This is a genomic window from Dialister succinatiphilus YIT 11850 (assembly GCF_000242435.1).
Taxonomy (GTDB): Bacteria; Bacillota; Negativicutes; order Veillonellales; family Dialisteraceae; genus Dialister; species Dialister succinatiphilus.
Genome location: NZ_JH591187.1, coordinates 563,828 through 576,066 on the forward strand (window position 1 = coordinate 563,828; position 12,239 = coordinate 576,066).

Annotated in this window: 12 protein-coding genes; 9 read left to right on the plus strand and 3 right to left on the minus strand. The window is 51.3% G+C overall.

The features are described from left to right. Positions 1–454: 454 nt before the first annotated feature. Both HMPREF9453_RS02355 and HMPREF9453_RS02360 read left to right on the plus strand, forming a co-directional pair. Complete coding sequence (locus HMPREF9453_RS02355; protein ID WP_008858965.1) at positions 455–1,459, plus strand: FecCD family ABC transporter permease; 1,005 nt, start codon at positions 455–457, stop codon at positions 1,457–1,459. Continuing rightward, the gene (locus tag HMPREF9453_RS02360) at positions 1,456–2,262 is read left to right on the plus strand and encodes an ABC transporter ATP-binding protein (protein ID WP_008858966.1); all 807 of its coding nucleotides are present in this window, start codon (positions 1,456–1,458) and stop codon (positions 2,260–2,262) included. The genes HMPREF9453_RS02355 and HMPREF9453_RS02360 overlap by 4 nt, the downstream gene beginning before the upstream one ends. A gap of 357 nt (positions 2,263–2,619) precedes the next feature. On the opposite strand, the gene HMPREF9453_RS02365 is transcribed toward HMPREF9453_RS02360, so the two are convergent. Together HMPREF9453_RS02365 and HMPREF9453_RS02370 are read right to left on the minus strand one after the other, a co-directional pair. Continuing rightward, positions 2,620–3,546 (minus strand): ABC transporter substrate-binding protein, encoded by a 927-nt coding sequence (locus tag HMPREF9453_RS02365; RefSeq protein ID WP_008858967.1) that lies wholly within the window; start codon positions 3,544–3,546, stop codon positions 2,620–2,622. Positions 3,547–3,649: 103 nt separating this feature from the next. Then, positions 3,650–4,639: a sirohydrochlorin cobaltochelatase gene (locus HMPREF9453_RS02370; protein WP_008858968.1), complete on the minus strand. Its 990-nt coding sequence runs from the start codon at positions 4,637–4,639 to the stop codon at positions 3,650–3,652. A gap of 425 nt (positions 4,640–5,064) precedes the next feature. Here HMPREF9453_RS02370 and HMPREF9453_RS02375 point away from each other — a divergent pair, with 425 nt between their 5' ends. The 7 genes from HMPREF9453_RS02375 to HMPREF9453_RS02410 all read left to right on the plus strand — a co-directional run bounded on the left by HMPREF9453_RS02375 (position 5,065) and on the right by HMPREF9453_RS02410 (position 11,526). Then, on the plus strand, positions 5,065–5,316 hold the full coding sequence (locus HMPREF9453_RS02375) for a type B 50S ribosomal protein L31 (RefSeq protein WP_008858969.1): 252 nt from the start codon (positions 5,065–5,067) through the stop codon (positions 5,314–5,316). A 106-nt stretch (positions 5,317–5,422) separates the two neighbouring features. Beyond that, positions 5,423–6,505: a peptide chain release factor 1 gene (gene prfA, locus HMPREF9453_RS02380; RefSeq protein WP_008858970.1), complete on the plus strand. Its 1,083-nt coding sequence runs from the start codon at positions 5,423–5,425 to the stop codon at positions 6,503–6,505. Continuing rightward, a complete protein-coding gene (gene prmC, locus HMPREF9453_RS02385; protein WP_008858971.1) occupies positions 6,495–7,370 on the plus strand; it encodes a peptide chain release factor N(5)-glutamine methyltransferase in 876 nt (291 codons plus the stop codon). The genes prfA and prmC overlap by 11 nt, the downstream gene beginning before the upstream one ends. Then, positions 7,367–8,413: an L-threonylcarbamoyladenylate synthase gene (locus HMPREF9453_RS02390; protein ID WP_008858972.1), complete on the plus strand. Its 1,047-nt coding sequence runs from the start codon at positions 7,367–7,369 to the stop codon at positions 8,411–8,413. The genes prmC and HMPREF9453_RS02390 overlap by 4 nt, the downstream gene beginning before the upstream one ends. 647 nt (positions 8,414–9,060) lie before the next feature. Further along, a complete protein-coding gene (gene rpiB, locus HMPREF9453_RS02400; protein ID WP_008858974.1) occupies positions 9,061–9,513 on the plus strand; it encodes a ribose 5-phosphate isomerase B in 453 nt (150 codons plus the stop codon). Then, positions 9,506–10,069: a TIGR01440 family protein gene (locus tag HMPREF9453_RS02405; protein WP_008858975.1), complete on the plus strand. Its 564-nt coding sequence runs from the start codon at positions 9,506–9,508 to the stop codon at positions 10,067–10,069. Before rpiB ends, HMPREF9453_RS02405 begins: the two co-directional genes overlap by 8 nt. A 218-nt stretch (positions 10,070–10,287) precedes the next feature. After that, entirely contained in the window at positions 10,288–11,526 is a 1,239-nt protein-coding gene (locus HMPREF9453_RS02410) for a serine hydroxymethyltransferase (RefSeq protein ID WP_008858976.1), read from the plus strand. Positions 11,527–11,634: 108 nt separating this feature from the next. Here HMPREF9453_RS02410 and HMPREF9453_RS12240 read toward each other — a convergent pair whose 3' ends face one another. After that, the gene (locus tag HMPREF9453_RS12240) at positions 11,635–12,075 is read right to left on the minus strand and encodes a hypothetical protein (RefSeq protein WP_222859638.1); all 441 of its coding nucleotides are present in this window, start codon (positions 12,073–12,075) and stop codon (positions 11,635–11,637) included. Between the last annotated feature and the right edge of the window lie 164 nt (positions 12,076–12,239).

Here is a 12,239-nt window from a genome sequence, read left to right on the forward strand (position 1 = left end):
CCACAGTGGGACTATGGGTGCTTAGCCATGGAGCCATGTCTCTGCAGGAAAGCATAGAAACCTATTCTGCCCCCTGAACAGGGGGAAGTCCGGCGCAGCCCGGATAGGGGGTGGCGAGCGCAGCGAGCCAGTCAGCAGAATGCGTATCAAGCTATATGACCCATAACGACAATCCCGTAACGCTGACTTCATAAGTATTGCCCAACGGGCAATCCGCAACCCTCGGCCCGAAGGGCCGTCAAACTTACGAACCCTCCGGCCCATGGGGCCGGTCCATCTTAAGAACCTTTCCCCTGGGCGCCCGCGCGGCGTCTATACCTCTTGTATTAATATCTGAAGATGCTATAATTAAATAGTACTGATATTTTGATACTGTTCCATTAGAGAAGCAGCGGGTGATTGAAAGAATCAGCACTGCTTCTTTTTGTATTTTCTCTTTTGAAGGAGTGGGTGTATGGAAGAGAAAAGAAACGAAACCGGGAAGAGCAGGGGCCTTCGCATTTTCATTATCTTTATTTTTGCCGCCTTTACTGCATTTGCCATGGTTTTCAGCCTGATTTTCGGTTCTGCCGATATTTCCTTCGCCTCCATCATGCATACCCTGATGGGCCATGTGGAAACGACGGATGACATGGTTATCTGGAATATCCGGTTCCCAAGAAATATAGTGGGCGCCCTGGTGGGTGCCAATCTGGCTGTATCCGGCGCTATTCTGCAGGCGGTGATGAAGAATCCCCTGGCGGATCCCGGCATTGTAGGTGTTTCCAGCGGTGCAGGCCTGGCAGGTGTGATGATGCTGATTTTCATGCCGGAGGCATCCCTTCTTCTGACACCGGTGGCCTTTGTGGGCGCCATGCTTTCGGCAGCGGCGGTCTATGCCCTGGCCTGGAAGAATGGCATTCGTCCCAGCCGCATTATTCTGGCTGGTGTGGCAGTGAGCGCTTTTCTGGGAAGCGGGATTTCCGCCCTTCTTGTTTTCTATTCCGATAAAGTGCAGGGCGCCCTTCTGTGGATGGTAGGCGGTCTCTCGGCCAGAAGCTGGCCCCAGGTGGAAGCCCTCTTTCCTTACACCGTTCTTGGTCTGGTTCTGGCACTGGCAGGCTGCAAGGCCCTCACCATCCTGAGTCTTGGCGATGAAACGGCCCGGGGCCTGGGAGTGCCGGTAGAAAAGGTACGGTTCTCTATGACCGCCGTGGCGGCCCTTCTGGCTGCCGGTGCCGTCAGCATTGCAGGACTTATCGGTTTTGTAGGACTGGTGGTGCCCCATATTGTACGTCTCATCATCGGTACGGACTATAAGTATGTGGTGCCGGGCTCTGCCATTCTGGGGGCCGGGGTGCTTGTATTCTGCGATACCTTGGGACGGGTGCTCTTTTCGCCCATTGAAATCCCGGCCGGGATTATCATGGCCTTTCTGGGTGCGCCTTTCTTCCTGTATCTCTTAAGGAGGAGCGCATGATGAGTACGAACGATATAGCCATTAAAATTTCGGACATTCATGTTTCCTTTGGAAACCATCACGTTCTACGAGGTGCCAGCGGCATCATCAGAAGGGGGAGTATTGTTACCTTTTTAGGAAGAAACGGCTGCGGCAAATCGACCCTTTTGAAGACGGTGACCGGAAATCTGAAGCCCCAGCAGGGTTCCATTGAAATCGACGGCAGGCCCCTTTCTTCCTACAGTTCCGACGAAATGGCCCGGGTGGTGGCCTTCCTGCCCCAGTTCCACGACGTGCCCAAAGACATGACGGCAGAAGAACTGGTTTCCTGCGGCCGCTATCCTTATCAGCACTGGTGGAGCGGCGTTTCCACCAGGGACCGGGAAGTGGTGGCGGAGGTTATGAAAAAAACAAACACCACCCACCTGAAAGACCGCCTTGTGGCCAGCCTCTCCGGCGGTGAAAGGCAGAGAGTGTGGATCGCCATGGCTTTAGCCCAGGAACCTAAAATACTGATTCTCGACGAACCCACCACCTATCTGGATGTGTGCCACCAGCTGGAAGTGATGGAACTGGTGTCCAGGCTGAACCGGGAAGAAAATCTGACGGTGGTCATGGTGCTTCATGAGATCAACCAGGCTGTCCGCTATTCTACGGATCTTCTGGTCCTTGAAAACGGCATCATCCAGCGCCATGGCCCGCCTATGGAAGTCATGACCCATGAAGCCATAGCTGAAGTCTTTGACGTAGATGCGGATGTGGAAATGAGAAAAGGAAGGCCCATGATCTGCATCAACGGGCTTCTTGATAAATCGCATACATAAGTGCCGGGCACCCCATAGGGCCGGTGCACCTGAGGATTTTCCCCTGTGGCGGGACAATAAAAAAGGGGCTGTGAAAAAATGTAAATCATTTCTTCACAGCCCCTTTTTGGTGTCTTTTTTTGTGTCAATGACAGTAAGGGGCTTGTCCTCATTGTCATCTCGAGCGGAGCTCCATGTCGTTAGCAGGACAAAGGGTTCCAGGCACTATAGAGACTCTGAGTCGAGAGATCTCCTGCCACCGTCCTCCTGTTACCATTAGGAAGTGAGATTTCTCCACTACGCAACGCTTTCGTCGAAATGACGGTGGGGCAGGGTAGCATCTGTGTCATTTCTTCACAGCCCCTTTTTTTGTTTCCTTTATTCTCCATAAGCCAGCTGGTAAAGCTTTTCCATGGCTTCCGGTGTCCGTATGCCGGGGTTCATGAGGAAGAGGTCCGGTTCCAGGAAGTAGACCCGGTTGTTCTGCACCGCTTTCAGGTGGGCCCAGGAAGGGTTGCTTCTCATGGATTCGTCCAGTTTCTTGTTGATTTCATTCTGCTTGCCCATGGTGACAATGAAGATGGTGTCGGGATCATCAGCAGAGAGCTGTTCCAGAGAGTAGGGGACGGTTTTGCTGTCCAGTTTGATGTCTTTATGATTGGTGATGACGTTGTCCATTTTCAGCATTTCCACCATGGAGGCGCAGATGGATTTCGGTGTTTCTGCCGTCACATCCTTGCCGGTGGCGCGAAGGACAGCGACTTTGGCCGGCGTCTTGGAAGCGGCTTTATCTTCCACCGCCTTTACTCCTTCTTCATAGGTTTTGATCACGTTGTCCGCTTTGGCCTGCTGGTCATAGAGCTGACCCATAAATTTCAGGAGGGGTACATTATCAGTAATGCCGTCGTATTGGACGAGGAGGTAGGGGATTTTGTTGCTCTTTAAGAGTGACTCCAGTTTGGAATTCTGGTTCTTTTCACCGAGCACCAGGTCTGGTTTCATACCGACCAGGGTTTCCATATTAATGTTCTGTACGTGGCCCAGGGTAGGGAGGGATTTGGCTTCTTCCGGAATGGGGCTTGTCGTTTCCGGCCGGGCTGCGGAAGTGCCGCCTACAGCATAGGCCATGTTGAGAAGGGGAGCGGACAGTTCAATTATTCGCTTGGGCGGCGCCTTCATGGTAATGGTCTGGTCTTTGTAGGTGTAGGTGACGCCGTTCCCGTTTCCTTCCTGCTTGGACGTGCCGCAGGCGGATAGGGAAAAGCAGAGGATGGCAGCGGCAGCTGCTGCTAGTACTTTTTTCATCAGATTCTCCTTTATTTTTATTAATATGAAATAGACCCCTTCGCCGAGATGACGAAGGGGTCCAATGCAGAGACAAATCATCTCTTACATATCATACCACAAATTATTTCTGCAGTGCTGCCAGTGCTTCATCAGCGCGCTGTACATAGATATCTCTGACAGCTTTGTTTTCACCAAGGCCGTGGATGTAGGTGGAAACTTTGAAGCCCTGTGCTTCCAGCTGGCTCTTGTGGGAGTCCGGTTCAGATCCGGCCATATCGTTATTTGCATGGTCGCCGGCAACCATCATGATCGGCATGAGGGTTACATGATTGAAGCCGCCTGCTTTCAGTTTCGGAATGACGTCTTCCAGGTTCGGACGGCCTTCAACGGAGTAAACGAATACATTGTTCATGCCCAGTTGATGGAGTCTGTCCTGGATAACGCTGTAGTAAGCGTTGCCGGGATGCGGAGTGCCATGAGCCATGATAAGGGTAGCATCGTGAGCGCCCATCTTCGGGAACTGGGTGGAAACGGCTTTCAGGAAATCAACAACCTGGTCCGGTTCGCCTTCGGTGCCCTGGAAATACATGAGTGGGGTAGCAAGGGAAATCTTCTTGAAGTTAGGAGCCTGCATCTTGGTGACTACGGAGTCATAGCTGTATTCCATGCCCGGAATGACGTCCAGGGAAACAACAGCTACGCGGGTGTAGCCGTCAGCTTTCAGCTTGGCAAAAGCTTCTTCCGGAGTCAGCTTGGTGATGCCTTCTTTAGCTTTTACGCGGTCAATAATGATGTGGGAAGTATAGGCTTCGTATACCGGTACGTTCGGGTTCGCTTCCTGGATAGCTTTTTCTACGGCATCAATGGTCTTATGACGAGTATCGGTAAAAGTGGTGCCGAAGGTCATAACCAGGATGGCATCTTTATCCGGTGCGTTTTTCATTGCCGGGTTTTCATGTGTCCATACACCTACAGTGGAAGCTTCACGAAGGGCCGGAGTTACGTCTTTTACTTCCGGGTTCAGTTCGTACGCATTGACGGACATACCCATTCCCATAACGCAGAGAGCTGCCATAGATGCAGTTAAAACACTTTTAATACTTCTTTTCATGAAAAATCACTCCTTTGAAAATTTCCCTGGAATGCAGGGTTATGTACAGTCCAAACCCGAAAGTACAAGATGTTTCCCAGGTACTTGTACATTCTTCATGCGCTGTACTTTACATGACTTAAGTTTAGTACAACATTATGGCAAAGTCAATAAGTTTTTTGACAATTTCTAATAATTGGACATGAAATATTAACGTGCCTTACTCATATTTTTGAAAAAGATGAATCAAAAGTTAGAAACGAAGACTTCCTTGGAAAAGGGGTAAAACCAGGGACTGGAAACATGTATTTGTACCTTATGTCTTCAGGTTCTGGCACAAAAGCGAAAGAGCAGGGGACTTTTTCTAAAATTATCCCTTGCATTCGATGGGATCGTTTGTTATAATAGCAAAGAATTATCTATGTATTTGAAATGAGGTGCAACAAGTGAAGAAGGGAATCCATCCGGATTATCATCCAGTCGTTTTCCGTGATATCGGTGCTGACTACTCTTTCCTGACCCGTTCTACAGCTACTTCCAACCAGACTGTGAAATGGGAAGATGGCAATGAATACCCGCTGATCAATATTGATATCAGCAGCAAATCCCATCCGTTCTATACAGGACAGCAGCGTTTCGGAAAGGCTCGCGGCCGTATCGAAAAGTTCAACAAACGTTACGGAAAAACATCCGACTGAGAAACAGGGCGCAAGGCCCTGTTTTTTACTGCCCATTTTCACCCTGTGATATACTTTATACATATTAAAGAAGGATTTCTTACATTTCATATAAAGGAGTAATCATATGCAGACGAGTAAACTGGAGGGCATGGAAGCCCGTTATGTGACCCTGGAGGACCAGCTCAGCGACCCCTCTGTCATTGCGGACCAGAACAGATGGCGGACCCTGTCCAAGGAACATGCGGAACTGGGGGACATTGTAGCCAGGTACCGGGAATACAAGGAAGCGGACCAGGCTGTCAGGGATGCGAAGGACATTCTGGAAGACAAGTCCCAGGCGGACCTCCACGAGCTGGCCAAGGAAGACCTGAAGGAAAATGAAAAGAAAATGGAAGAGCTGGACCTGGAAATCCATAAAATGCTCATTCCCAAGGACCCCAATGATGGCAAGAATGTCATTCTTGAAATCCGTGCCGGCACTGGCGGTGAAGAGGCAGCCCTCTTTGCAGCGGACCTTCTCAAGATGTACATCAAGTTTGCAGAACGGAAAGGCTGGAAACTGGAGATTGCCAATGCCAATGAAACGGACCTGGGCGGTTTCAAGGAAGTGACATGCACCATTGAAGGAAAGAATGCCTACTCCATTCTGAAATTTGAAAGCGGCGTGCACCGGGTGCAGCGCATTCCTGAAACCGAAAGCCAGGGCAGGGTACACACCTCCGCTGTTACCGTAGCCGTGCTTCCGGAAGCGGAAGATGTGGATGTGGATATCCGGAGAGAAGACCTTCGCATCGATGTGTACCGTTCCTCCGGCGCCGGCGGACAGCATATCAATAAAACCTCCTCGGCCATTCGTATTACCCATCTGCCCACGGGCATGGTGGTGACCTGCCAGAATGAAAGAAGCCAGCGGCAGAACAAGGAAAAGGCACTGCAGATTCTGAAATCCCGTCTCTATGACCAGGCTCTCCGTGCATCTATCAGCAAGGAAGCTGCCGACAGGAAGAGCCAGGTAGGCTCCGGCGACCGGTCTGAACGTATCCGTACCTATAATTACCCCCAGGGACGTGTGACGGACCATCGGGTGAATATGAGCATTTACCAGCTGGATGATTTCATGAACGGAAATATGGACCCCATTCTGGACAGACTCATGGAAGAGGATCTGGCAAGACGGATGAAAGAAGGGGAAGCCAATGGCCGGTAGTACCATTTGGACCATTAAAAAGCTCCTTCTATGGACAACTCATTACTTTCAGGAACATCATCTGGATTCTCCCCGTCTGGATGCCGAACTCCTTCTGGCCCATGTGCTCCATAAGCAGCGGATTTACCTTTACACCGACTTCGACCTCATCGTGGAGCCCTCGGAGCTTTCCCTGTACCGGGAATATATCAAAAAGCGGGTGAGTGGTATTTCTACAGCCGCTATTATTGGAGAAAAGGAATTCATGGGTCTCACCTTCAAAGTGAATGAAGACGTGCTCATTCCCCGGCCTGATACGGAAACCTGGCTGGAAAAGGTGATCCAGTATCATAGAAATGAACAGGGCCTTACAGTGGCGGACCTGGGTACCGGCAGCGGCGCCATTCTTTTAAGTTTCCTCTATTACTGCAGGGAAGATACAGGGGTGGGCGTAGATATTTCAGAAAAGGCCCTGGCCCTGGCAGAAGAAAACGGCAGGAACCTCAAAATGGATGACCGGGTCACCTGGCGCAGGGGAGACTACCTCAACGCCTTGGAAGAAGGGGAACTCTTTGACGGCATCCTCACCAATCCGCCCTACATTCCCACAGGAGACATCAGAGGCCTTGCCGAAGAAGTGCGCCATGAACCGATGAATGCCCTGGATGGCGGGGCTGATGGACTCACCTTCTACCGGAAACTGGCGGAAGGAGCTGCAGAACATTTGAAAGATGGCGGTTTTCTGGCGGCGGAATTCGGCATCCATCAGGCTGCTGATGTGGTGAACCTTTTGAAAGAAACAGGGAAATTTGATTCCTTTGAAGTAATTACCGATTACGGCGGCATTGCAAGAGCCGTATACTGCAGGAAGAAGGCAGAACCATGACCACGGACATCGTACCGGTGAATGAAGAATATTTCAAAAAAAGAGTATTTGAACTGGGAAAAATCATCAGAGAAGGGGGCCTTGTTTCCTTTCCTACGGAAACAGTGTACGGCCTGGGTGCCAATGCCCTGGATGCAGAAGCAGCCAGGAAAACATATGCCGCCAAAGGACGGCCCTCAGACAACCCCCTCATTGTTCATGTGGCGGATAAGAAAGAAGTGTCCCGCTATGTGAAAGAAGTGACACCGCTGGAAGAAAAACTGATGGACGCCTTCTGGCCGGGACCTCTGACCATCGTATTTCCAAAGAAAGACATCATCCCCAAAGCCACCTCCGGCGGCCTTGACACCATTGCCATCCGCTGCCCGGCCAACGAGGCCACCAGAGCCCTCATCCGCGCAGCCGGTGTCCCCATCTCCGGCCCCAGCGCCAATCTTTCCACAAAACCCAGTCCGACCACGGCGCAAGACGTATACCATGACATGAAAGGCCGCATCGAAGCCATTATCGACGATGGCCCCTGCCGCATCGGCGTGGAATCCACAGTCATCGGCATCGAAAAGGGAAAAATCATCATCTACCGCCCCGGCGGCATTACCCTTGAAATGCTCTCCGCCTTTGCTCCCACCGTAGTAGACAGCGCTCTGGCCAAAGGAAATGCCCATCCCAAAGCGCCGGGCATGAAATACCGCCACTACGCACCTTCTGCCCCCCTCACCGTGTACACGGGAAACAGGGAAGAAGTGGAAAAAGAAATCCTTTCCTTCGCAGGCAGGAAAGACAAGACCTACGGCTTCTTCGTGAGCCGTGAAATCGCAGACAAACTGGACAGAAACCTTCCCGTCTTCGTCTGGGGCAGCCGTGACAGCAAAGAAAGCTTCGCCCACAACCTCTTTTCCGGCCTCCTCTATTTCAACAAACATCCGGTGGACCAGATCATAGGAGAAGGCACCGATGATAAAGGCCTGGGCCTGGCCATCATGAACCGCCTCACCAAAGCATCGGGGTACCATATCGTGGTGGAAAAGAAAGAGAAGGACTGAGACTCTGGTACTTTGTCACGCACCACTGGGGACACAAAGGGAAGCACGTAACGTCAGTCCCTTCCTCAGGCGGCGATTCTGCATAGAATTGCCAAGTCGGGCAAAGCTGGTCCGCGGTGAATGATGGTGAGTTCCATTGGTATGCTTACCCTCGTACACCCTTTTGCCACTACGTGGCATTTCCCCTCAGGGGCACTATAACCCGTGCTTACTGTAGAGCGAGGGAATGCACCCCTTTTGGTGGCTGGCGCCACCACCTTCCCCCCGGCGGGGGGACTTTATTCTTCGCTATGCGTTGAGCGGTGAAGGGGTAGACGAGGGGAAGAATGATTATGATACTCGATGTGGACGTGACCGCCGAAAGGCGGCATTATAATACTCATCGCCCAGCGGGCGATACCACAACCCTCGGCCCGAAGGGCCGTCAAACTTAAGAACCCTCCGGCCCGAAAGGGCCCATCAATCCTAAGAACCTTTTTCCGCAACCCTTCTACACAACCCGCGGCGTCAGCCGCCCCTTTTTTTATCTGCGGCGAAGCCGCCACCGCCCTCTGCCTCCTGGACCCTTTTTCCTTTACATCCCTGCCAATTCTGATGTACAATGAGTCCGTGTGGAAGTTCTATTGTTCATGGAAAGGATGAGTCCTATGAAGATTGCCATTGCCAGTGATCATGGCGGATTTGAGCTGAAAGCGTCTTTGAAGAAACATCTGGATGAAGAAAAAATCGAGTACATCGACTGCGGCACCGATTCCACAGAGTCCTGCGATTATCCGGACTTTGCGGAGAAAGCCTGCCGGCTGGTGCAGAAAGGGGAAGCCACCTATGCCTGCCTCATCTGCGGCACCGGTATCGGCATGTGTATTGCAGCCAACAAGATGAAGGGCATTCGCGCAGCCCTCTGCGGTGATACCTTCTCTGCCCATTTCACCAGAGCCCATAATGATGCCAACGTCATTACCATGGGCGCCCGGGTCATCGGACCGGGGCTGGCTGAATTTATTCTGGATGAATTTCTGAAGACCCCCTTTGAGGGCGGCCGTCATGCCAGAAGAATCGGCAAGATTGCCAAAATAGAAGAAGATGAATCCCATGTATGAAGATTTGAAGAAAGAAGCGGCGGAAGCCTTTGAAGAACTGCTGAGCCAGTCCCATTTCAGAAAGGGAAGCCTCATCGTCATCGGCGGCTCCTCCAGCGAAATCCGGGGCGGCCGTATCGGTAAGGACAGCTCCTACGAAGTGGGCACCGCCGTGGTGGAAACGCTGATGGAGATCGCGGAAAAGAATGGCCTTCGTCTGGCTTTTCAGTGCTGCGAGCATTTGAACCGTGCCCTTATTGTGGAAAGGGAGACTGCAGAGAAATATGGCTATGAAGAAGTGACCGTCGTGCCCTGGCTTCATGGCGGCGGCTCTTTTGCCACCAATGCCTACTACCATTTCAGGGATCCTGTGGCAGTGGAAGAAATCAAAGCCGATGGGGGTCTGGATATCGGTCTGACTTTGATCGGCATGCACTTGAAACGGGTGGCTGTGCCGGTCCATCTGACCCATAACAGGGTGGGCGAAGCCATCGTCACCGGTGCCCGCACAAGACCGCCCCTCATTGGCGGCGAAAGGGCCCGTTATAAAAAAGATGACAACAGAGGTGCTTTCTGATATAATTGCATAAAAGCTGTATATGACTCAAAGCTGAGGTTTGAAAAGGAGAGGCGAAAAGCGTCTTCTCCCTTTCAGACCTTTTTTATTTCATCTATGTACCACGGCCATGGGTATGGTACAATGAAACTGTTGATACCTGAACATATTCAGCTATCTATAGATTTGGGAGAGTGCCGCATAGAGGCGGCAGGTTTTGCAGGAAGGGAGTTTATTGTATGAACCATTTAAAAGATGACAAACAGGTATATGAAGCCATTCAGGAAGAACTGAACAGACAGAGAAATAAGCTGGAAATGATTGCTTCTGAAAATATTGTCAGCTACGCAGTGATGGAAGCCCAGGGAAGCGTCCTTACAAACAAGTACGCTGAAGGCTATCCGGGCAAGAGATACTACGGCGGCTGCGAATTTGTAGACAAGGTGGAACAGCTGGCCATTGACCGGGCCAAAGAACTCTTCGGCGCCGAACACGTCAATGTACAGCCCCATTCCGGCTCCCAGGCAAACTTTGCCGTATACTACGGTCTCCTGAAACCGGGAGATACCATGATGGGCATGAACCTCACCGACGGCGGCCATCTGTCCCACGGCAGCCCTGTCAATATTTCCGGCAATTACTTCAATGTCGTTCCCTACGGTGTCCGTAAAGAAGATGAACTCCTGGACTACGAAGCTATGGAAAAGACAGCCAAAGAAGTCCGCCCGAAGCTCATTATCGGCGGCACCAGTGCTTACTCCAGAATCATCGACTTTGAAAGAATGGCAGCCATTGCCCACGAAGTAGGGGCCCTCTTCATGGTGGATATGGCTCACTTCGCAGGCCTCGTAGCCGGCGGCGAATATCCAAGCCCCGTGCCCTATGCCGATATCGTAACCACCACCACCCACAAGACCCTCCGCGGCCCCAGGGGCGGCATCATCATGTGTCGTGAAAAATATGCCAAAGCCATCGACAAGGCCGTATTCCCCGGCATGCAGGGCGGCCCCCTCATGCACGTCATTGCAGCTAAGGCTGTAGCCTTCGGCGAAGATCTTACCGACGACTTCAAGCAGTACGCAAAGCAGATCAAGAAGAACGAAAAAGTCCTCTCTGACGAACTGCAGAAACAGGGCATCCGCGTCGTATCCGGCGGCACTGATACCCACGTCCTCCTGGCCGATATGAAAGCCATCGGCATTACCGGCAAAGTCGCCCAGAACGTACTGGATGAAATCGGCATCACTGCCAACAGGAACACCATCCCCTTCGAAACCCTCTCTCCCTTCGTAACCAGCGGCATCCGCCTCGGATCCCCGGCCCTCACCACCAGAGGCCTCAAGGAAGATGACTTCAAGGAAGTGGCAGACATCATCGCTACGGTTGTAAAGAACCCTGAAGACGCAGCCATCAAGGCATCCTGCGCCGACAGAGTAGCGGCCCTCTGCAAGAAATATCCGCTTTACGAAGACTTATAATCCAGCGGATTCAAAAAAGGGGCTGTGAAGAAATCATTTAGATTTTTTCACAGCCCTTTTTTCATGGGCGAAATCGGGACGCCAAGCCTTTGGACCTTTTGGAAGAAATCATGCAGATACCGCAATCATTGGCCTGGGGGAGGCACCGGGTTTCTTTGTGATGAAAAAGACAGCACAAAAACACGGATACAAATCCGTGCCAGACAGTATTGCGGGCCTCTCAGAATCAGGCGTCAACGCTGAGCATACAGGAAAGTCCTGCAGCCGCCTTGAACTTGTCGTCCGGGAATGCGGGCTCATGCTGCAAGGGATGGTATCCGTGTTTTTGATGTTATCTTGCTTTAACTTATTCTGCAGAATCCGTTTTGCTTCCCAGGCGCCTGGGGAGCCGGAGAGAGGAAGCAGGAAATCTGTATACAGGGATTCTTTATTTCCTTCTGCCAAAGCTGCATTCCGGCCGGAATATTCGCGATATACATAGCAGAAAGGAAAATGGAATCCTTCCATGGAAAGATTCCTGCTTTGTCTCTCCATACATTTATATTGCATAAGCCCCCTCTTTTTACAACCTGCCTTTGAAATTTTATGAATCACTAAGGAAAGAGTGCGCTCTGACGATATATATCAATTAGCAGAAGGGAATATGAGAATATCATTAAACTTTTCGTTTTCGCGTTCACAAAAACGCGATTTTTTCGATTTATATAGTAGAG